Source organism: Pseudanabaena yagii GIHE-NHR1 (genome assembly GCF_012863495.1).
Classification (GTDB): domain Bacteria; phylum Cyanobacteriota; class Cyanobacteriia; order Pseudanabaenales; family Pseudanabaenaceae; genus Pseudanabaena; species Pseudanabaena yagii.
This window is the reverse complement of sequence record NZ_JAAVJL010000001.1, coordinates 2712867-2734258: the sequence shown is the minus strand read 5'-3', so window position 1 is coordinate 2734258 and position 21392 is coordinate 2712867. Positions and strand designations below refer to the sequence as shown.

Genomic DNA, 21392 nt, shown 5'->3' with positions numbered 1-21392 from the left:
GACTAAATAATTGATGGAGACTGATAGGAATTTCTATATAGTCTTTAACAGGTCTGCCGTAGAACAGTGTATGCTTAGATTAGCTAATATATGTAAGTCTGTATCTTAGCTAAGATTGTTTTGGGACAATCGTAATTATATTGCGCTAAAGTCACAAATTCAGTTTAAAGGGGTTACATTAGACTACCTAATACTTCATTTTTTTGCGGAATTTATTTTAGGTAGATTTTAAAAAATATTAAGTCAATTTCAGACTTAACCTGATATATCCATCAATTGGGGGTTATCCCATCCAAATTTATGTAGGATATTCTTTAAGTTAATTGCAATATTTTTCTAATAGTTGCCCAGTAAGGTCTAGTCCGCATTAGACACCTTAGTTTTCTGGAGGTTCACATGAGTAAAATCAATAAGCCCAGTCAGTCCGATGACGCAAATAGTAAGCTTGTGCCAAGATCTGTTACACCCAAACCTCCGATTAAAGATTTGCCTAAGTTAGAAGTTCTTAAAGTTATTGCTCCTAAGTCTCCAGAGACTAATCAGCCTGAAGATCAGAAGTTAGTACAGTCAAGTAGCGAGCAACCAGCGAAAACCATTGCGAAGGTCACTCCTGCGACGAAGGTAAAGCTGCCAACTAGTCGTTCCAAGGACACTCAGGCAGATATCTATGGTCAGGATGATACTGCTTCAGAGAACAAAGTTTGTTTACAACCTATTCCCGCCGCTACAGAGCCGTTCCAATACAGAGCGATTGGGGTAATTTATGGGCGTTATGTTGCCAATCCTGACAATTTTGCTAAGGGGCATATCCTGACAACTGACGGTTCTCAAGTTGATGCTGTATTACTTGGGAAAATTATTTCGATTGTCAAAAAACGCTTGCAAGGCGATCGCGATTATCTATGGGTAGTGTATCCAAGAACCAATGATAAAGCTGGAAAGTTGCATGTACAAATATCTGGTGTTTGGGCTCCTGTAGAGCTTGGTAGATCCGATGTACCTATCGAACCTAATGTCCAAGATGGTTATTTCTCTGTACGTGGTGAGATATCGAGCCAGTCTATTGAAGATAACTCTGTAATTGTAAAAGTACGGCGTACTGAGCAAAAATTTGACAAGCAAAAGGATAAGGTAACCAAAGAGTACAGTAAATTTAAAGTCCGTTTAACAGGATTGTTACCCACTGATGCTGTAGGACAATTTTGGAGTGTCAATGTTCAGCGTCAAGGTGATGTTCTCACAATTATTGATGGCGAATTTATTGGCATCGTACCTTACAAAGGTAAGCGTCGTCCCCAATCAAAGGGTCGTCCCGGTGGCGGCGGCAAATTTGCGCCAAGGAGATACGATCGCCCCTATAGCGATCGCCCCTACAAGCCATCAATTAGTGGCGATGGTGACAGCTTCGGTGGTTATCCACCACGTCCTAGATTTTCTGAGGATCGTCCCCCAGTCCCCAAGCCTTTAATTAAGCGCAAAGATCTTAATGAATAAGTAAAAAAGAACCTCTCACTAAGTGAGAGGTTCTTTTTTACTTATGGTTGTAAGACCATACTCCATTCTTTGTTTTGACTATCCCAAAATGGAGCATCGGTTTCACCAACAATATTTGGTCCCCAGTAAGTGCGGGAACCATCTGTAGCAAAGGCAAAAATTACATCACCTTTACCAATCAGCACTTTGTAATTGGGCAGAGATAACAATAAGCCTTCTTTACCACCCTCATTTGGGGCAAAGTCCCAATTGAGAGGTTCGATCGCATGCCACTCATTTTGAGAAGTAATTCGTGAAAGCAAAACAATTCGGACAGAGCGATCGGTACGGTTGCCAACTCGGAGACTGCCTATATTTTCGCCATCGTTGAGGTTTGGGCGAGCAAAGGTTGTCGGTAGCGGGGGAATAATGATTTTGGATATTTCGGGATTTTCGGGAAGCTCACGATTTGGTGATGGAGCTAATCTTTGCCATAGGTTAACGCCTGTCAGGGTAATTACTGCTCCCAGACACATCGAATATGCACATTTAACATCAAGAGTCGGTAGCACAGCTTCAATTTTGATGTTGACAACTTTATTGTATGCTTCCCGATTTACAAATTAAAATTACACCTAAATCTTTTAGGATTCGTATAAAAAGATGGGATAGATTACTTGACTCTCTGTAGCAAAAAAAATAGATAGACAGGACAAATTAAAAAACAAAACACAAGTGGCAGCGCGAAGCGCTGCCACTTGTGTTTTGTTTTTTTTGCTATAGAATCAATTTTTTTCGCGGGCGATCGCTGTGCCATGGGATGTACCTAAACGGTTAGCGCCAGCATTGAGTAAGGCGATCGCTTGTTCTCTAGTACGAATGCCCCCAGAAGCCTTAACCCCAACCTTGCCCCGTGAGATCTCCTTGAGGAATTTCACCATTTCCACAGTTGCGCCTCCAGCCCAGCCTGTACCCGTTTTCAGGAAGGCAACCCCTGCATCCATACAGACTTCAGCAGCGAGTTCTTGCTCATCGGGAGTGAGCAAACTTAATTCCAAGATAGCTTTAACGGGTTTACCTGATTCTTCGCAGATTTGAGCAATATCTTGATGCAACAAATTAGTCTGTCCAGTTTTGAGCCAACCGAAATTGATCACCACGTCCAGTTCCGTCGCCCCATTCTCTACAGCCTCCATAGCTTCATAAAGCTTTACATTTGATGTGGTTGCCCCACTGGGAAAACCAATAACTGTACAAATCTCTACTTTGCTTTTAAGTAACCGCTCCGTTGCACGCTTGACATTACAAGGGTATACACAGAGGCTAGCAAAACTAAAGCGATCAGCTTGTTCACAAGCATAGTCTACCTGCTCATCGCTAGCGGCGGGATCTAAAAGGGCGTAATCAATATATGAAGAGAGATCAATATCTTTTGGCAGCATAAAACTATACACACTTAGGCGAGCAAGAGGTTACATTGGAGTTTAGTGGCGATAACTTCTTATAATTACTTATTCAGAGTCATTTCTCTCGACTTATTCTCGATATATTAAATCTAAGCAAATACTAATAAATATTAAGCAAATATGCATATTTCTGAATTAGATGAGCTGGAAGCTTCGGTTAGCGATTTGCTAACAATGGCAAAGGTGGAGTTAGAACAAAATCGACTGCAACAACAACGCGAGCGCCAAATTCAAGAAGCAGTAGCTCAAATTGAAGGACGGTTGAAACCATTGTTGGCAAAAGTTGAGCAGATGCTAGAGGAATACAACCGTGAAGGTGGAAACCCAGACAGTGAGACAAAACTAAGACTAGAAAAAAAAGCGGCGGATATTCGACAAGAAATTGCAGAAGCGCCTACCCTAGCAGCTCAACTCGCTGATCGCCAGTTGATCTTGAGTGAAGAAAGACTACTAGACGAGCGAATAACGGAACAAACGGCTCAATGGCGACGTGAATTAAAGGCCGATCTCTTAGAGATGATCGAAGAACAACATGATTTCTTTAGCGCTACGGATGCTTCGATCGCAGTGAGGGGATATGCCAATGACTTAAAAGCGATCGGTGCACTTGAAGAAGTAGTAGAAGCCCTGATCAATCAAATAAATTCCCACAGTGAAGAAGGTCCAGTCGCCCGTTTGCGAGGTAGCCATGAACAGACACTTACCTTTATTTACAATAAGGCTCTTGAAAATCGCTCCCGTGTGGATCGCGCTCCTGATGTGCAACCTAGTGCGAGACACCGTAAGACTGAGAAACGCCCTGCTTTATATACCGACCTCAGTGGCAAGGTTTTAGTCTTTGGAGGACACGATCGCTTACAAACGGCTGTAAAAAATCGATTGCGCGATTCGGCAATTAATTTAATGTGGTACACCGAGCAGGATGGGTTACAGCTTGCCGCGCAGGGTGAGAGTCAAATTGCAGGTGGAGATTTAATTATTATCGTGACGGGTTACGCAAGCCACTCTCTCACGGAAAGAGCGATCGAGGCTTGTCGTCGAGCAAATAAGACCTATGAAATTGTGAATACAACGGGTATGACAAGACTATTAGAAGTAATCGAATCGGGACTAAAGGCAAAACAGTTAGCACGCCATTGGAAACAAGGATAAAAAATTAGGTTCTTTATAAACTAGAGAGAGTTGCGGTGCTTTGCACTGCAACTCTCTCTAGTTTTTTAATGTCTTAACTAGCGATAAGCTCAAGAATCAATAAATTTCTATGACCAAACCATCACAACCACATAAATCCAAGAAGCCTAATCAAGGTAAAAAATCAAAGGCATCTAGCTTTTGGAAGGAAACTGCTCAAACCTTAGGCTTAACGGTTGCCTTAGCATTTGGATTTCGGGTCACGATCGCGCAAGCCTACTACTTGCCGCCATCGGGTTCGATGGAGCCAACTTTGCAAAATTACGATCGCGTAATGGTGGACAAACTCAGTTATCGTTTTCAAACGCCAAAACGCTATGACATCATCGTATTTGAGCCAAATGAGGCAGTCGTAAAAGGTTGTGGTCTATCTGCTGAGAAGCAAAAAAGCTCATTGATTAAGCGCGTGATTGGTTTACCTGGCGATCGTGTCGAGATCAAGGATGGCACTACCTATATCAATGGTCAGCCTTTATCGGAGCCATATTTAGCGAAAGCTCCTGAATATGAGTTGCCACCAATAACCGTCCCTGCTCATGCCTACTTTGCCCTAGGTGATAATCGCAATAATAGTTGTGATGGGCATATTTGGGGTTTTGTACCGCAGCAAAACATCATTGGTAAGGCAGCTTTTCGCTTCTGGCCGATTGATCATTTTGGTAATATCGATAAATGAGAATAATCTGTAAGTATCTAAGCGCAATTAAATATAAAATCCCAAAAACTGTGGCACACGCTGCACGCCCGCCACAGTTTTTGGCTTTGGGTTTTAATTATGCTCAACTACTTACTGCATCGCAATCGATGCAGCTTGCATGCAGAGTGTTTTTGGCAAAAACTTTAGATAGATGTATGGATAAACAGCAGAACAAAGAAGCCATCACTGCGGCTGATCTTGATCGCATTGTAGAAATGGCATGGGAAGACCGCACCAGCTTTGATACGATTTACGACCAATTTGGCATTTCTGAGGCTGAAGTGATTAAAATCATGCGTAAGTCAATGAAACGCTCATCATTTCTGATGTGGCGAGAAAGGGTAAGCGGTCGCAAAACTAAACACGCAAAGACCTCTGAGGCGCAAAGATTTCGCTGTAGTCAACAAGATAAATTCAAGTCTCGCTAACTAATCTTTTGCCCTTGGGCAGAATTATTTTTAGCATCTCTAGGGAGGTAACTATGCGCTTAGTTCGTAATTTTGCGGTTTTAGGAATATTGCTAACGGCTGTGGGTATGCCTATTGCAGTAACACCAAAATTAGAATTACTTGGGTTAAAGGCGATCGCCCAAAGCTCTAATAGTTCTGATGAACTGCGAAAACAGCAAATTACGGAGGCGGTTTACCTCAAACAATCGGGATATGATCGCTTACAAAAAGCCGACCCACAAGGAGCGATCGCGGATCTGCAAAAAGCACTAGAACTATTTCGCAAATGGAATGCCACAGGGGGAGAGCGTGACACGTTAAACGTTTTAGGAGATGTCTATTTAACGACGGGTCAGTATGACAAGGCGATGCCCTATTTCCAGCAAGCCTTGAAAATTGCCAAGGAAATTGCAAAGTCTCCCGACGGCGATCCTGTGGATATTGGCTACACCTTGCAATATATTGCCGATGTCCATGACAAGCAACGCCAATATGACCAAGCCTTACCCATCTATCAACATGCGCTTGATATTTTTCGCGATCGCTTAAAAGCGAAAAAAGGCGATCGCGAATCCTTACAAACCAGTGAGAGCGTGACACTAGCACGCATGGCTTCGATTTATTTTAAATCTGCCCAATACGATCGTGCATTGGCAAGTTATCAGCAAATGCTACCGATTGCCATTGAGCGCAACGATATCATCGGCAGGGTACAAACCTTAAATAATATTGGCGTAATCTATGCTAACCAAACCCAATACCAGCAGGCTTTAGAGTCCTATGAGCAGGCTCTCGCCCTAGTTCGCACACTCTGTTGTTATCGTGGCGATGAGGCGGCGATTCTCAATAATTTAAGCGCTCTATATTTTAGTTTGGGACAAAAGCGTCGTGCCTTAGATTTTGCCGATCAAGCAACCAAGATCTACTTTAAACTCACAACAAATGATGTAGCGGGATTAAAAAAAACAGAAATTGAACTACTCCATGATGTTCTTGGTGAGGACAATAGCAATCCAACTCTCACTAGTCGTGGGCTGTCGGTGCGAGCTACTGTGGGTGACACTGCTAACAATGATGTAACCGTCAAAGCAGGACAGGCAAATAATCTCAATAATCTGGCACAACTCTATAGCAACAGTGGCAAATATAAAGAGGCGATCGCTTTCTTTCAAAAGGCAAGAAACATCTATCAAGATATTGGTAATGATTTAGGAATTGGCATCACCCTAGACAATATTGGTAGTACCTACACTCGGTTAGGACAGACAGAACAGGCAATTTCATTTCATCAGCAGGCTCTCAGTCAATACGAGAAGGTTGGCGATCGCGCAGGCATTGGTGTTGCCTTGAGTAATCTTGGTCGTGCCTATGCCAACAATAGTAAGCAACTGGAAGCCATCAATGCTTATCAAAAAGCTTTAAATATTGCCAGAGAAGTGCGCGATCCTAGTACAGAATCAGTGATACTCGCGAATATTGGTGATTTATTAGCACAACAGAAACAAATCGATAGTGCGATCGCTTTTCTCAAGCAATCAGTAAATGTACGCGAATCGATTCGTCAATCGATCAGAATGCTGCCTCGTGAAGACCGTTCTGCTTACAAACAAAGTGTTTCCTATACTTATCGCAATCTTGCCAAACTCCTCCTACAGCAGGGGCGTATTAATGAGGCAATTCAAATCCTCGATCTCTTAAAAGTGCAAGAGCTGCAAGACTATCTACGTGATGTGAAAGGAAATGAGCGCACTTCGTCGGGAATTACACTTTTTGCTCCTGAGCAAGCAGTAATCAATAGTGATCTCAAATCATTGATCAATGGCTCACCCTTAGCTACTCAAATCCAACAGATTTCATCTCAACAGGAAGCAAATCTAGCTAGTTCAAAATCTCTATTAGCAAATGTGCAGAAATTTGGTGATCGAGCAGCAATGTTCTATCCACTACTATTTGAAGACCGACTGTTCTTAGTGCTTCTCCCTGCCAAATCTGCGCCAATTCTCCGTTCCATTAGCATTCAACAACAAGACTTTACTAAGTTGTTGCAAAGCTTTCGGTCTGACTTGCAAGACTCTAGTTCTAGTGATGTTAAGGAATCCTCAGCCCAACTTTATAAATATCTAATTAAACCAATTGAGGCTGATCTCAAAGCAGCTAATATTGAGCTACTTCTCTATGCTCCAGATGGACAAATGCGTTATATTCCCCTTGCAGCACTCTATGATGGGAAGCAATGGCTCATTGAGAAATATCGCTTTAATTACTTGACTGCCTCTGGATTTTTAGACTTGCAAACTACTGTTAAACTCCCACTAAAAGCGATCGCAGCTGCCTTTACTCAGGGTGATTTCAAATTCTCGATTGGTAGTGAGCAGTTCTCATTTACAGGATTACCCTTCGCAGGCAAAGAAATTAACAAAATTGCGGAGACTTTCCCTAATACAACCAAATTATTCGATACCTTTTTCAATCGCAATGCCACCGTTGCCCAATTTGGAGAATACAACATTATCCATTTAGCAACCCATGCCGCTTTTGTGAGTGGGACACCTGAAGACTCCTTTGTGCTGATGGGCAATGGCGATCGCCTTAATTTACGGGAGTTACGTGAATGGAAGTTACCGAATACGCAATTAGTAGTTCTTAGCGCTTGTCAGACTGCCCTCGGTGGTGTGGTCGGCAGTGGCGAAGAGATTCTTGGTTTTGGCTACCAAATTCAACGTACAGGTGCAAGGGCAGCGATCGCCTCGCTTTGGACGGTGAGCGATCAGGGGACACAATCACTGATGGGTAGTTTTTATACGCAGTTACACAAGGGCACTAACATCATTAATTCTTTGCGTGAAGCCCAGCTCAGCCTACTGCAATCAAAGCAACCTGAATTTCAACATCCTTATTTCTGGGCTGCCTTCATTCTGATTGGCAATGGTAATTAGATGAGTTGCGGCGCGAAGCGCCGCAACTCATCTAATTACCATGCAGGATGCGAAAAAATTGCCTGCATCGTTTTATTGCCGCGCAATTGATTAGAAAGCGGCAAATGTCCTCTTGGGGCATCAAGACTCCAAATAAACTCATTGGGATAGCGGGTAAAGGAGCCATCTTTTTTCCAGCCAATTTTCAACCAAAACTTTTCCCATCCCTTACCAAGCCCTAGCCAGATCTTGCGCTGGACTGAAAAGCCAAACTTACCTTCGGAATATACTAGCCAAAGTTGATTAATTGTCCGCAAGTCACTAATAGGAATTAATTGAGCCTCAGTAAAATATAGCCAACCGCGTTCTAAGGCTGCTTCACCTGCTGCCTCACATAGTTTCTTGCTAGTTAAGCGATCAGCTTCTTCAAAGTCCTGCTGCGCTAATAAATTTTGAATTGGTTGATAATCAATCCCTTTTTCTGAATGTAGAGCTACCACACCTTGAGGATAATGAGTTTGCGCTAATTCGATCGCTTTGGGCAAATCACTTTTCAAGAGGGTTTGATGGATTTTGCCATCGATCCATGTCACCTCAGTATTAGCCGCTTTACGGGATTGAATAAACTCATCTAGTATTAGCAAACCATCTTCTCCAGAATTTGCTAATTCAGCGATCGCAGGTAATTGACTCGACTCTTTACCTGAAAATAACTTATCTCTTAACGTGGTCAGTGTTGTATCCATCAGACTTTAAAAAATCACGAAAATGAAATCAATACTTAAAAAGCAGCACCTATTGAGTGCTGCTTTTTAAGTGTTTCAACAATTAGTCGATGTATCCCATCAATCCTGCATTGTCGATCGCATTAGAAGCCACAGGTCTAGTACCACCCATTTGGGAATAGGTGTCACTCACAACCAAACCTGCGGAACCAACAGGACGTTCGCCAGCAATATAAAATTTCTCAACAATTACAAAGCCATCTTCAACGATAGGACGTTCGCCAGAGGACATAAATGTACTAGTTACATGAACACCACTATTGGTGATGGGGCGCACACCACCCATCGTGGTATAGGTGCTGCTAACCACGAGCTTGCTAGCTTCGATGGGGCGTTCGCCAGAGCTATTAAAATATTCAAAGGCACGAAAGCCGCCATCAACAATGGGGCGATCGCCATAATGCTTAAGAGTTTCCGTCACGATTAATGATCCCTTTTGTTCGATTGATGAAACCACAGGCTTAGACTCTTCTTTAACTGCCAAGGCTGAAATATCTACAGTACCTGTTTTTGCAGTAGTTTCACTGTCTGACTTAGCTTTTGGAGCGCGAGGAGACTTGTCTTCAGTTTTGGGGCTTTCTGGCTTAGTGCTTTCAGCTTTTCCTTCGTTAGTTGTGCTCATACTTTGCTTTCCTCAAATTTATTCTTAAAAACTCTTGCTTACTTTTAATTACGCTTAATTTTTTCGCGATCGCCAAAAAACTTTTAAAGTTATAACCTTGCAAGTTAATTCTACAGAAAAAGTTAATCTTATTAATCTTTTGCCACATCGCTTATCAATTGTTTTGTTGTCCTTTGTCGTCAGCAGCAATTATGCTCACTTCTGCACATATCCTTTATTAGTGACCTTTTAGCCGCTAGTCCTCAGATTTTCAGTTCATTTGCATAGGACATCTTGATATCACCCATAAGTGATTTTGATTTTTTACCGTACAAAATCCCAGCCACCAAAAGAGGTCAGTGCGAAGCACTGACCTCTTTTGGTGGCTGGGATTTTTTTATTTCTCTGCTGAGGGTGAGGAAAAAAACCTTAATTTACTGAACCCAAGAAAAAATTTTAAAAGTGTGGCTCAGCCACACTTTTAAAATTTTTTCTTGATTCGGTTTTGAGCACAAAGCGCTGCAAGTTAGCCCAATGCAGGTACAACTCTCGGTAGCTCTAGACGTTGCTGTGACGTAGAGCGACGGGTAGTACGCCCCGATAGACGGAAACTGAGGCTTTGTAGCTCGATATGCAATTGACGATTTTCCTTTTGTAGGGCTTCGATTTTTTGTTTGATCGGCACGATCCGCTCAGCAAACTTAGCACGATAAATATTAGGCAGCTCCTGCACCACTTGCTCCAACATCCGATTGCGATCGCTCATTTCTTGGATAGTTTGACGCAGCTCGATAGCTTCGCGATCGCGATCTTGGATTTGCGCTTGAGTTGCCAGTAGTTGGTTTTCGACCATAGCAAGTTTTTGTTCTAAAAAGCGCATTTCTTCTGAATGTTGCTCATGCACCTCAACATTAGGCAAAAAGGCGGTATTACCCTTCACCAAACGAAAAAGCTCTTCAGAAAGCTGCTGCACTAGCAGATCCTTCTGCTCTAGCTCAACCTTAAGTAAATTGATTTCCTGTTGAAGATTTGCTGTCATGTTGTCCGATGGATTCGCGAGGGCATTTACTGTGGCATTCATAGGTGCAATTCGTTAGGGAATTTAGGCTAAGATTTATAGCACACAAGGACTGAATTGGCAATTTTATTGAGCTACCCTCGCAAAATTTCTCAGCATCCGCCCAAAACGGGGGAATTGTAAATGAACCTTAAAACGATCAACTCACCAGATCCATCAATCCATAGTCAGCTAGGTGTCATCCCTTTTCAAAGCAATTTAGAAGACCACACTTTGCTAGCTGTGGCTCAATCTGCGCTCCAACTACAAGCAACCTTGCTCAAAAACTCCATTTCCTATGCTCAGTCTGTTAGTGGTGGTCTCATTCTCAAAACCACACTCAAAAATACGGTAGAAACCCTCACCAAATATACTGAGGCGGATGAGGGAAGCATTTTTTTGATCGACGAAGATGGTGTAATCATCGAAAGTATTTTGGCACGGGGGCCAGTTACACGCGATCGCAAGGATGCCGTAATTTCTAAAGTCTTAGATGGTGGACTCGCGGGGTGGACTTTACGCCATCGCCAGATTGGGGTCATTTATGATGCGATCACTGATGAGCGCTGGTTACAGTTGCCCGATCAACCATACACAGCTCGTTCGGCGCTAACAGTACCCCTAATATATGGCATCAATGTAATTGGAGTTATCACATTAACCCATTCACAAACTAACCATTTCGATGATGCGATCGCCACAATGATGCAGTACAGCATGGAAAGCATCGCCGCGATTATCCTAAATGCCCAGCTTCATGCGGAATATCGCCCTTTAGAGTTATAACCAGAGATTTTGAAAGCGCAGTGCTGCGCTTTCAAATATCTCGACTTGACTGTAAAACTCTAATGCGTGAGGGTTAGGGCTGTATAAATTGTCCAACTATCGATCGCTAGCATTAGCAACGTAAATACCAACAAAATTAAATACATCCAAGGCTGAGCTAAAGGGCGTACATCACTGGTATCAATACCTGTACGCTCCTGAACCCGTTGGACTAATCGAGCAAACCCCACTACTCGCATCGGTAGCAAATAAGCCTGATCGGATTTTTTACTCACAAAATAATAAACAATCCCGCCCTGTCCTGTAATTCTGGGCTTTAATGCTTGGATATCTTGCCAAGGCAATGACCAACCTTTACGAAAAAAAGTGGGAAACCATCGGGGATAAACCAAACTAATGCCTTGATCATCAATAATTACGCGATCGCTTAATGCCCCATACAAAAATACAAATCCGATCGCTAAGCCCCAACCTAGCCATGAAGCAGGAATTGCGGAATGTGTAAAGTTGCTCAAGAATGGTAAAGGTACAGTCAGTACTAGATACAGCAGCAACAAAGTAATCCGAATTAATGGCGATATATAAAAAATCTCACTAGCGCCTGAATTTGCTGAATTTGAGGCTATTCGTGGTTCAGTCATAAATAAAATAAGTTTTTTACTATTTTTAAGGGACTTACTATTAATTAAAGTACCTGTGGCTTCGACTCCGCTCAGCCAACGTTAGCTGAGCGAAGTCGAGGTTAGCTGAGCGAAGTCGAGGTTAGCTGAGCGAAGTCGAGGTTAGCTGAGCGAAGTCGAGGTTAGCTGAGCGAAGTCGAGGTTAGCTGAGCGAAGTCGAGGTTAGCTGAGCGAAGTCGAAGCTAGATAACTCTTCGGTGGGACATGTTTTATCGGCAAGAGCCTAATATTTTGTAGTGCTTCGCCACGCTATAAAAATTCTGGTTCCTTATTTTACTGTGCATCCCCAAGCACAGGAACTAAATCAAGGACTCACGAAGCACTCAGTTTATTTGGCAATTGATCGCAATTAAATTAACATTGTTTTTTAGGGGTAATCTAATAAATGACAGATATGATTAACAGTCGAGTAATGTCTGTTACGGCACTTTGCCTTCTAACAAACATTCTCTGACTCAATCAAGCATAATTACATACAGTACGGATGGTGTAAAACGTGGGTTGGCGTGTACGTGGCGTTCGTGGTGCAACCACAGTTGAAGCAAATACATACGCAGCCTTAGAAAGGGCTGTGCTAGAGCTTATGGAGGAGATCGAAGCGCAAAATGATATCGATCCGCGTGAAATCGTAAGTGCCACTTTTTCGGCAACAACAGATATTGATGTGGTTTTTCCTGCCAAAATTGCCCGATCGCGATCGCATTGGGAGCATGTGCCACTTTTAGATGTGCAGCAAATGTATGTCGAGGGCAGCTTAGAGCGTTGTATTCGTGTCCTCATTCATGTGAATACACCCCTTGAGCAACATCAGATTAAGCATGTTTACTTAAATGGAGCCAGAGATCTCCGCCCCGATCTTGTTTACGCCCAAATTTGAGAAAATATTTGAGAAAATAGAGGGAGTGCCAAGCGCTCCCTCTATTTTCTAGATACAATCAGTGCAAACGTAAGATATATAGCCCCTATGGTCACAAGAATTTTCCTGTGTAACGAGCAAACAGAGCCAGAGATTCGCGATTTCATTCGTGAAGCGATCGCTGAGATCTCAGAGGGGGAGCAGTATATCGTTACTTGGAACTGCGGCAACATTCAAACTCTCAAGGTTGGCGATCGCGCTTATTTCAAGCGGATCGGTAGTGCTAATCAGGGCTATTTTGCCGCAGGTACGGTTGTACCTGCGGATCGGGAATATCAACTCAAACTGCGATCAGCTCGTTACCGCGAACTCAGCGAAGCCTATGACATCGACTCGCAGGCAAATAATTTTCGAGTATGGGTGGCTTGGGATTCTTGTGTCACGTTTGATGAACCCCTAAGAACAGATTACCTACGGCAATTGCCCCACTTTCAAGGAATGCCCCTCGAACCACAAACCGATGCGGGGGTATTTCGCGAAGAATATGTACGGATGCTCGATCGCGAGTGGGAACGCCAAACCCAAAAGGCAATTAGGGCTGGCAAGGGCGTGAGTTTAGTTGATGTCTATTATCGATGGGGCTTAGAGGATATTCAGCAAGGATTTCCACAGGATGCGCTGGAATCTTTTCGCCAAGCACTCAAGCTGAATCCCAATTTTATTAAGGCATATTTAGGTTTAGGCGATGCCCATGTGAGTTTGCGCGAATATGCCAAGGCAGTCGGCGACTATGGCAAGGCTATTTCCATGCGTCCTGATAAAGCAAGGATTGCCTATTACAAACGGGGCGAAATTAATTTTTTATTGAATCAGTTCCAGCAAGCATTGGCAGATTTTCAGGCAGCGATCGACATTGATCCCAGCTATGTCGATGCCCATTTTTCCTTAGGTAATACCTATTTCAAGCTCAAGAGTTACGAACAGGCGATCGCTTGCTATAGCCGCACCCTTGATTTAGATCCCAACCGTGATTTGGCAGCATTTCGGCGCGGGCGATCGCATTACATTCTGAAGGAATACCCCGAAGCATTACGGGACTTTAGCCATGCGATCGAGCTACAGCCTAGCAATGTCGATGCCTATTACTATCGCGGCTTGACCTATTCACAACCTAACATCGCCGATGAAACCCTTGCAGGTGATGATTTGCGGAAAGCAATTGTTTTGTATCAAACTCAAGGCAAACCCGAAAAGGCAAGAAAGGCAAAGGAATTTCTAGAAACTCTAGCGATCGACTCGTTGCCCAAGGCTAAGCCCAGAAGTAGCTATGCGATCGCGCCATCGGAGGATACAACATCAGAAGCTATTGCCGAGCCTGATATCCCCATTGCAATCTCCAAGTCAATTCCCGTTGATGATGCCGAAGAAACTAGTGACTTGATTGTAGCAGTCCAACCTGATGAGCAGCCAATTGCAATTCCTGTTTCGGAATCAATTACTAGCGAAGAAGCGATCGCAGCTTTCTCCAGTGCTGAAATTGCCTATCCATCGGAACCTGCTCAAATCGTTGAAGTCGAAAAAGTAGTCGAAAAGATTGTCGAGGTTGAAAAACTAGTCGAAGTTGAGAAGATTGTTGAAGTCGAAAAAATCGTTGAAGTCGAGAAGCTAGTCGAGGTCGAGAAGCTAGTTGAAGTCGAAAAAATTGTGGAAGTGGAGAAGCTAGTCGATCGCGTCGTCGAAAAAGTCGTGGATCGCGTTGTTGAGAAACCAGTTCCTTTCTCGATAGAAGATCCTAGCACTGCCGAAAAACTGGCGATGATCTCGGTGATGGCGCAATATATGCGTGACGGCTGGATGGTGCGATCGGTCGATAAATCGCAAGTGGGTTACGATCTCGAATGTACTAAAGATGCTCAAAGCGAAGCTGTAGTAATTAAAAGCTTTACTAGCGATCGCGAGTCCTTTGCCATTTCTGCGATCGAAATTGAAAATGCCCGTAGCAATAAGGATTTTGTGCTCTGGGTAGTCAGTGGCGCAGCCGAAAATCCTGAGTTACGTTGTATTCGTGGACGTGAGCTATTCGAGCAGTTTGACCTAGACCCTCTTGCCTTCGCCGCCAAGGTCAAGCAATCAGCGTTAAGGCTAGAACAATCCCCCATTGCCTTAGAAATGCCCCAATTTGAGTAGTAATCCCAAAGGCAAGAACTAGATTTTTAATTTCACAAATATAAAATCAATTCATCAACAAAGCCAAAAAATATGTAAATCCGAGTAAAATCACGCATCTGAGAAAATTTTACTCACTTTTTAATGCAAATTGCATGACAAAGAGCTTAGTAAAATAAATTAATAATGCTTTAATAGGAACATGGCTTAAAATTTAATAACTTAAAGCCTATGATTTGTAATGCTTTATACGATTTCTAATTGATCTGTATCCCGTCTTGTAGATCAAGTAAGAATTGGAGTTAAAGCTACCCATTCTTCAGCATACTTTGCAAGATATAGAAACTCGATCTAGCTTTTATGTCCTGAAAGTAGAATAGTGCAAAAACCTGGGGGAACTGAGACATCTTTTAAAAATGAGTTTCACAATTGGAGCCACTTATGGTTTGTGCTGGTATTAGTATGCCTAAGAATCAAACACAATCTTCTGCTAAAGAGCTTTTAAAAAGTCTAGAGTCAACTAAAGATGGATGCATCTACGTTGTTCGCGATCGCATTCGTTGGGCATTTTATGTAAAGGGAGGGAAGCTCGTATATGCCTCTCATTCTTTAGAAAGTTTTGAAAGACTAGAAAGACATCTCCGCGCTCTTAGCCGTGAATTGCCAAACTTAGATGACAAATTGCGATCGCAATTGCGGCTGATGTTTGATGATCCTGACCCAGAAAATGCCAAGTATAAAGTTACTAGTGAGATTCTCTGTATTGAATATATTGCAATCCTTTGGCTAGTTAATGAACATCATCTACCTAGCAATATGGCGAGTAAGCTCATTGCCCGTGTCATTCAAGAGGTGATTGAAGCTTTTCTCTGTCTGCCTAATGGAGAGTTTAAAGGAATCTACTACGAACATTTATTGCAAGATACCTATTGTAGTCTATCCATTGATCGCATTTTAGAAGTAGTTGAGCAACGCCTCAAAGCATGGTATGACCTCGGTCCCACTATTTCTTCTCCCTATCAATGCCCTTATTTAGTCAGTCAAACATCAGCAGCTAAGCGAATGTCTTTGGAAACTGTACATAGGTTGGGGCGGATTCTCCGAGGTTTTAATTTCTGTCAGTTAGGAGCCTTGCTAGGCAAAGATCCCCTAGCGATCGCAAGACAACTCTGTCCGTTAGTGAGTGATGGCTCAATTCTCTTGCGCGATCCCTTATCTCCCTTTGATATGTTGCCACGCACCTATTATCTAGCACCAGAGGAGGAACGTGAAAATATTGAAAAGCTTTCCGAGACCTTTACTGATGAGACAAATGCAGGAGATGATATTTCCAGTATTTCACAGGTGTTCACCAATCAGGAATCCAAAACATGGAAAATCGTCTGCATTGATGACAGTGAATCCATGCTCAGCATTATTAGCAGCTATTTAGGAAGTGAAGATTTTCAGGTCACGCTCATTCAGGATTCAATGAAAGCGTTAATGAAAATCAATTCGATTCGTCCTGATTTAATCCTGCTAGACATTGGAATGCCAAGTGTTGACGGTTATCAACTTTGTACTTTAATTCGCAAATCATCCAGCTTAAAAGATATTCCGATTGTGATGGTAACTGGTAATAAAGGAATAATTGATCGCGCAAGAGCACGTATCGCAGGAGCCACTGACTATCTAACCAAACCCTTTGTCCAAGCTGATTTACTAAAAATGATGATGCGACATCTCATCTAGATATATGTACAAATATGGAGATTACTTCATAGAATTTAGAACTTAATCATGAATTAAGTTCTAAATTCTAATCTAGGTATCTTTATCTATGGTATGTTTATGATTTATGAAGAATTGCAAGATGCAATAAAATGATAGGAATTTATCTAGGTATAAATTCTGTTAAACAAATTTCTATCTATCCCCTCAAGTTAAACTCAAACAACAATACAAAATCAATCAAATTGGAGATTCATTATGACAACAGTGCTTGTAGTTGAAGACACTGCCTCTGAGCAGGACTTAATTGTTAACTATTTGGTCGAAAGTGGGTATACCGTAATTAGTGCCACCAACGGACAAGAAGCTCTCAAGAAAATCGAAGGAAAGAAACCTGATGTTGTAATTACCGATTTAGTCATGCCTGGAATGAGTGGTTTGGAACTATGCCGTAGTTTAAAAAAGAATAGTGAAACCAAGGATGTGCCTATTGTTGCCTGTACTTCTAAGAATCAAGAACTGGATAAACTATGGGGCATGAAACAGGGAATTGATGTGTATCTCACTAAGCCATTCTCCCGTGAAGATATTCTACGTGCCGTTCGCTCTGTTGCTTAGAAATCACTCCTAACAAAAATTGATTCCAGCTTTAATCTCTATAAGTTCAATCCTAACCAAGTTTTGAACTTTCATCTTAACTCACAGCCCAAGTTTCCATCATCGCTATAACAAGGAGAAAATGTCTTGATTACAGTATTAGTTGTCGAAGATACCCCGTCTGAACGAGAGTTAATTTGTGAGTACCTGCGGCAGGGGGGCTATGCTGTGGTCAGTGCGGCTGATGGGGCTGAAGGTTTAGAGAAATTTGAGAAGACCAAACCTAATGTCGTCATTACGGATTTGGTAATGCCAGGGATGAGTGGATTAGAGCTATGCCGAGCAATCAAAAAAGTTGCGACGACTAAGGTTCCTGTCATTGCCTGTACTTCTAAGAATCAAGAACTCGATCGCCTCTGGGGCATGAAGCAGGGTGTGGATGTCTACCTCACCAAGCCATTTACCAAGGACGATATTGTGCAGGCAGTGCGATCGCTGGGTGTAGGAGGATGATATGAGCAGCTTAACGATCGAATTACGCGAGGAGCAGACACAGGCGATCGCAGGATTGCCACACTTAAGTTTAAATCTTGGGCAAGATATAGTCGCCGCTGTGCAACTCAAATTTGTCCGCGAGACTCTCGTCCTAGCTGCCGAGCGCTTTACGCAAATGCCCAATGTCCATCCCTGTCTGATGGGCTTGGTGGAACATCGCAGTAACGTTTTTTGGGTGCTGGACTTGCCCCAGTTACTAGGCTTTACACCCCTTGAGTCCAGTGCGATCGAGACCCACATCGCCGTCTTACAGATTGGTGATGCATTTTTGGGTCTGGGGGTATATCGCATTGGACGTGTAGTCCGTTTTAGTGAGACAGAGATTGTTTCACCACAAGAATTACCGAAGACAAATATTCTAATTGAAACTGTGCCATTTTTGCGTGGTTGGGTGGCTCAGTCGGGGGAAACTAGCGAACATCTACATGTACTAGATGCAGAGGCGATCGCCAGCCACAAATTTGCTCTATAGGAGAGGATATTGCATCTTCTTCAAAACTTTATTTACAAAACGGAGTTTCTCATCATGGTTCTTGATTCACGTTCTCGCGTTGATGGTGCTGAAGTATCGAATGGCAATGGCACAAGGTCTACGACCAATGCTACCAACGGTTCTAGTAATGGCTCTAGCAATGGCAGCTATCCAAACATAGAGATAATTACTCCTCCTCCTCCTGCTTCTGTACCTATTGCTCCTAGGGTTAGCCAAAACCCCATTGGACGATGGTGGGAAAAGTTAGGCTTGCGGACAAAAGCAACACTTATTGCTGTTTCTACAATCACAATTCCCTTGATTCTAGTTGGTGGATTTACCTCTATATACGTTGGGCAAAACCTCACGCAAACAACCAAACAAAAAGAAGCAAAAAACGCTACTGATATGTCCTATCGGGTTGCCTACTTCATGCGAGAACGATATGGGGACATTCAGATATTATCGAAGACATCATTTTTGACTAATCCGAAAGTTACTGCGGCAACTTCGTTACAAGAGCGTCAAGCAGTTTTTAATGACTACATCAAAAGCTATCTTGTTTACGATAGTATCGCTGCATTTGACCTCAATGGCGATGTGATTGTGCAATCTCAAGGTGATGCATTGTCCAATCACAAGGATCGGGTTTATTTCCAAGAAGTGCTCAAAACTAATGCCCCTGTCATTAGCCAACCAGAACTCTCCAAATCATCTGGTAAGGTGGTAATCCACATTGCTGCTCCTATTAAAGAAGCTACTACAGGTAAAACAATTGGTGTGATCCGCTCACGGATGCCTGCGGAGTATCTTGATACTCTGGTTAAAGACTATGGAGTTGGTGGGGATCAATATCACTTAATTGAGTCAGATGGTAAGTTCTTTGTTGCCTTAGAAAAGGAGCAAATTGGGCGCGATCTCAAAGCAGACTTCCCGCTATTAACACCTCTCATTGAAAAACGAGAATCTGGCTCAGCTACAGCGATCGATAATCTCACTAACCGTGAACAGTTTGTCGGCTATGCACCTTTACCAAAACTAGAAGGATTACCTGAGTTAAAGTGGGATGCAGTAATTGCGGTGGATACTGATATTGTTCTCAAACCACAACAACAGTTAATCTTCATTCTGTTAGCAGCAACTGGTGTCGTCGGTGCGTTAGCGGCTATTTTAGCAATTGTGATCGCCCAACGCGCTACTAAACCTGTTATCGACGCAACAGCCGCAGTGGTTGAGCTAGGTAAAGGTAATCTCGATACGCGCCTGACGGTACAGGGGCAAGATGAACTGGCACAATTAGGGGATAACATCAACTCCATGGCGGGACAGTTACAGACCTTCTTGGCTTTGCAAGAGACGCAAGCAAGACGATCGCAAATTCTTGCCGAAGTCTCGCGATCGCGTGATATTACTGAGCTAGAAGAACCATTAAGCCGCTATGTTAACGAAATTCGCCAAGAACTCAATAGCGATCGCATTGTCATTTATCGATTTGTCAATACAGGTACTGGCAGTCAGGGAATTGTCGTTGCTGAATCTGGTTTAACACATTTACCTAGTGCCAAAAGTGCAGGTCTAAATGATCCTTGTATTCCCAAAGAGCTTCTGGATAACTATAAGCAAGGGCAAGTGGTTCAATATCGTGATGTGCTGAACGCAGGATTTGCGCCTGCTCACCTTGAGTTAATGCGGAAATTGCAAATTAAATCAAATCTCATCGTGCCTGTAGTCCGTGCAGGTGAATTGGATAGTTTGTTAATTGCCCATTCCTGTGGACAGGTGCGTGAATGGCAAGAGCCTGAGATTAAATTGATGCAGAGCTATGCTGAAGACATTGGACGTGCACTCGGCGGTCTTGCCACAGTAGAACAACAGCGCATCGTCGCAGAACAGGAACGTCAACGGAGTGAAGCAATTCAACGCGAATTAATTAACCTCTTAACTGACGTTGAAGGCGCAGTAAGTGGAGACTTAACCGTTCGTGCTCAAATCTCGGCTGGTGAAATTGGGATCGTTGCCGACTTCTTTAATGCGATCGTGGAAAACTTACGGGAGGTTGTAACGCAGGTAAAAGAAGCGACTTTGCAGGTAAACACTTCGGTCAATACCAACAATGAATCGATTCGGACTCTCGCAAAAGATGCGACTCTCCAAGCGGAACAACTGGATGAAGCGCTGCAATCCGTAGAACAAATGACGGATTCGATTCAACAGGTGGCAAGTAACGCAAGACAAGCGGCTGATGCATCTAACGTCGCAGCAGCAACCGCAGAAACTGGTAGTCAAGCGATCGAGCAATCCGCAAGCAGTATCTTACAACTACGGCAAACCGTTGCGGAAACAGCCAAAAAGGTCAAGAGACTCGGTGAAGCATCGCAACAGATTTCAAAAGTAGTCGTTCTGATCGACCAAATCGCACTGAAAACGAACATGCTCGCAGTTAACGCCAGTATTGAGGCGGCGCGTGCAGGTGAAGAAGGTCGAGGCTTTGCGGTAGTTGCGGAAGAAGTCGGTGCGCTGGCGGCTCAGTCTGCAACTGCAACCAAGGAAATCGCTCGCATCGTTGAAAGCATTCAACAGGAAACCAGTGAAGTAGTCGAATCGATGGAAGCGAGTACGGTACAGGTGGTTGAAGGTACAAACAAGGTTGAAGATGCGAGAAAGAGCTTGAGTCAAATTGTGGAAGTGGCTCGAAAAGTAAACGAACTCTTCCAAGGTATTTCTAGCGCTACAACTTCGCAGGTGCAAACATCGCAATCGGTGAAGCAGGTTATGGAAACCCTCTCTACACAATCGCAAAAGTCCTCTGAAACTTCTCGCGAAGTTGCGATCGCCCTACAGGAAACCGCTAACGTTGCTAGTAAGCTACAGGCTTCCGTAGAAACATTTAAAGTTGATGCAGCTTAGTTGTTTTAAGTTTGTGCCTTGCACAAACT

19 protein-coding genes are annotated in these 21392 nt (G+C 43.1%); 13 read left to right on the top strand and 6 right to left on the bottom strand.

The genetic code is table 11. The features are described 5' to 3' along the window. Window positions 1-396 precede the first annotated feature (396 nt). Window positions 397-1494 carry a hypothetical protein gene (locus tag HC246_RS12475; protein ID WP_169363669.1) on the top strand — a complete coding sequence of 366 codons (1098 nt, stop codon included), beginning with the start codon at window positions 397-399 and terminating at the stop codon, window positions 1492-1494. Between the two features lie 41 nt (window positions 1495-1535). Here the strand turns inward: HC246_RS12475 and HC246_RS12470 are convergent, their stop codons facing one another. Together HC246_RS12470 and deoC are read right to left on the bottom strand one after the other, a co-directional pair. Further along, complete coding sequence (locus HC246_RS12470) at window positions 1536-2045, bottom strand: hypothetical protein (protein ID WP_169363668.1); 510 nt, start codon at window positions 2043-2045, stop codon at window positions 1536-1538. A gap of 213 nt (window positions 2046-2258) precedes the next feature. Continuing rightward, entirely contained in the window at window positions 2259-2915 is a 657-nt protein-coding gene (deoC, locus tag HC246_RS12465) for a deoxyribose-phosphate aldolase (protein WP_169363667.1), read from the bottom strand. Between the two features lie 144 nt (window positions 2916-3059). On the opposite strand from deoC, the gene HC246_RS12460 reads away from it, so the two are divergent. From HC246_RS12460 to HC246_RS12445, 4 genes are all read left to right on the top strand, one after another. Further along, window positions 3060-4091, top strand: coding sequence for a DUF2325 domain-containing protein (locus HC246_RS12460; RefSeq protein ID WP_169363666.1), 1032 nt, complete (start codon window positions 3060-3062; stop codon window positions 4089-4091). A gap of 109 nt (window positions 4092-4200) precedes the next feature. Beyond that, entirely contained in the window at window positions 4201-4806 is a 606-nt protein-coding gene (gene lepB, locus HC246_RS12455) for a signal peptidase I (RefSeq protein WP_169363665.1), read from the top strand. Window positions 4807-4982: 176 nt separating this feature from the next. After that, on the top strand, window positions 4983-5255 hold the full coding sequence (locus tag HC246_RS12450; protein WP_169363664.1) for a TIGR03643 family protein: 273 nt from the start codon (window positions 4983-4985) through the stop codon (window positions 5253-5255). A gap of 53 nt (window positions 5256-5308) precedes the next feature. Continuing rightward, a complete protein-coding gene (locus HC246_RS12445; protein ID WP_169363663.1) occupies window positions 5309-8212 on the top strand; it encodes a CHAT domain-containing protein in 2904 nt (967 codons plus the stop codon). A 35-nt stretch (window positions 8213-8247) separates the two neighbouring features. Here HC246_RS12445 and HC246_RS12440 read toward each other — a convergent pair whose 3' ends face one another. The 3 genes from HC246_RS12440 to HC246_RS12430 form a co-directional block, all read right to left on the bottom strand. Then, a complete protein-coding gene (locus HC246_RS12440; RefSeq protein ID WP_169363662.1) occupies window positions 8248-8937 on the bottom strand; it encodes a GUN4 domain-containing protein in 690 nt (229 codons plus the stop codon). Window positions 8938-9019: 82 nt separating this feature from the next. Further along, entirely contained in the window at window positions 9020-9598 is a 579-nt protein-coding gene (locus HC246_RS12435; RefSeq protein ID WP_169363661.1) for a hypothetical protein, read from the bottom strand. A gap of 505 nt (window positions 9599-10103) precedes the next feature. After that, on the bottom strand, window positions 10104-10658 hold the full coding sequence (locus tag HC246_RS12430) for an Npun_F5560 family protein (RefSeq protein WP_169363660.1): 555 nt from the start codon (window positions 10656-10658) through the stop codon (window positions 10104-10106). Between the two features lie 120 nt (window positions 10659-10778). Between HC246_RS12430 and HC246_RS12425 the strand changes: the two genes are divergently transcribed. Further along, on the top strand, window positions 10779-11420 hold the full coding sequence (locus HC246_RS12425) for a GAF domain-containing protein (RefSeq protein ID WP_169363659.1): 642 nt from the start codon (window positions 10779-10781) through the stop codon (window positions 11418-11420). Window positions 11421-11479: 59 nt separating this feature from the next. Here the strand turns inward: HC246_RS12425 and HC246_RS12420 are convergent, their stop codons facing one another. Further along, on the bottom strand, window positions 11480-12061 hold the full coding sequence (locus HC246_RS12420; protein WP_211167695.1) for a hypothetical protein: 582 nt from the start codon (window positions 12059-12061) through the stop codon (window positions 11480-11482). A 535-nt stretch (window positions 12062-12596) separates the two neighbouring features. Between HC246_RS12420 and aroH the strand changes: the two genes are divergently transcribed. The 7 genes from aroH (at window position 12597) to HC246_RS12385 (ending at window position 21363) form a co-directional block, all read left to right on the top strand. Then, a complete protein-coding gene (gene aroH / locus HC246_RS12415; RefSeq protein WP_169363658.1) occupies window positions 12597-12977 on the top strand; it encodes a chorismate mutase in 381 nt (126 codons plus the stop codon). 87 nt (window positions 12978-13064) lie between these two features. Next, entirely contained in the window at window positions 13065-15143 is a 2079-nt protein-coding gene (locus HC246_RS12410; RefSeq protein WP_169363657.1) for a tetratricopeptide repeat protein, read from the top strand. A gap of 441 nt (window positions 15144-15584) precedes the next feature. Then, entirely contained in the window at window positions 15585-16853 is a 1269-nt protein-coding gene (locus HC246_RS12405) for a response regulator (RefSeq protein ID WP_169363656.1), read from the top strand. A gap of 237 nt (window positions 16854-17090) precedes the next feature. Next, complete coding sequence (locus HC246_RS12400; RefSeq protein ID WP_169363655.1) at window positions 17091-17450, top strand: response regulator transcription factor; 360 nt, start codon at window positions 17091-17093, stop codon at window positions 17448-17450. A 126-nt stretch (window positions 17451-17576) separates the two neighbouring features. Further along, window positions 17577-17942 carry a response regulator transcription factor gene (locus HC246_RS12395; RefSeq protein ID WP_169363654.1) on the top strand — a complete coding sequence of 122 codons (366 nt, stop codon included), beginning with the start codon at window positions 17577-17579 and terminating at the stop codon, window positions 17940-17942. A gap of 1 nt (window position 17943) precedes the next feature. Then, a complete protein-coding gene (locus tag HC246_RS12390; protein WP_169363653.1) occupies window positions 17944-18456 on the top strand; it encodes a chemotaxis protein CheW in 513 nt (170 codons plus the stop codon). A 54-nt stretch (window positions 18457-18510) separates the two neighbouring features. Further along, window positions 18511-21363, top strand: coding sequence for a methyl-accepting chemotaxis protein (locus HC246_RS12385; protein ID WP_169363652.1), 2853 nt, complete (start codon window positions 18511-18513; stop codon window positions 21361-21363). The last annotated feature ends 29 nt before the right edge of the window (window positions 21364-21392 follow it).

Coding starts and splice junctions, on each gene's coding strand:
- HC246_RS12475 (WP_169363669.1), top strand. CDS start 397: ATGAGTAAAATCAATAAGCCCAGTCAGTCCGATGACGCAAATAGTAAG.
- deoC (WP_169363667.1), bottom strand. CDS start 2,915: ATGCTGCCAAAAGATATTGATCTCTCTTCATATATTGATTACGCCCTT.
- HC246_RS12460 (WP_169363666.1), top strand. CDS start 3,060: ATGCATATTTCTGAATTAGATGAGCTGGAAGCTTCGGTTAGCGATTTG.
- lepB (WP_169363665.1), top strand. CDS start 4,201: ATGACCAAACCATCACAACCACATAAATCCAAGAAGCCTAATCAAGGT.
- HC246_RS12450 (WP_169363664.1), top strand. CDS start 4,983: ATGGATAAACAGCAGAACAAAGAAGCCATCACTGCGGCTGATCTTGAT.
- HC246_RS12445 (WP_169363663.1), top strand. CDS start 5,309: ATGCGCTTAGTTCGTAATTTTGCGGTTTTAGGAATATTGCTAACGGCT.
- HC246_RS12440 (WP_169363662.1), bottom strand. CDS start 8,937: ATGGATACAACACTGACCACGTTAAGAGATAAGTTATTTTCAGGTAAA.
- HC246_RS12435 (WP_169363661.1), bottom strand. CDS start 9,598: ATGAGCACAACTAACGAAGGAAAAGCTGAAAGCACTAAGCCAGAAAGC.
- HC246_RS12430 (WP_169363660.1), bottom strand. CDS start 10,658: ATGAATGCCACAGTAAATGCCCTCGCGAATCCATCGGACAACATGACA.
- HC246_RS12425 (WP_169363659.1), top strand. CDS start 10,779: ATGAACCTTAAAACGATCAACTCACCAGATCCATCAATCCATAGTCAG.
- HC246_RS12420 (WP_211167695.1), bottom strand. CDS start 12,061: ATGACTGAACCACGAATAGCCTCAAATTCAGCAAATTCAGGCGCTAGT.
- HC246_RS12410 (WP_169363657.1), top strand. CDS start 13,065: ATGGTCACAAGAATTTTCCTGTGTAACGAGCAAACAGAGCCAGAGATT.
- HC246_RS12405 (WP_169363656.1), top strand. CDS start 15,585: ATGCCTAAGAATCAAACACAATCTTCTGCTAAAGAGCTTTTAAAAAGT.
- HC246_RS12400 (WP_169363655.1), top strand. CDS start 17,091: ATGACAACAGTGCTTGTAGTTGAAGACACTGCCTCTGAGCAGGACTTA.
- HC246_RS12390 (WP_169363653.1), top strand. CDS start 17,944: ATGAGCAGCTTAACGATCGAATTACGCGAGGAGCAGACACAGGCGATC.
- HC246_RS12385 (WP_169363652.1), top strand. CDS start 18,511: ATGGTTCTTGATTCACGTTCTCGCGTTGATGGTGCTGAAGTATCGAAT.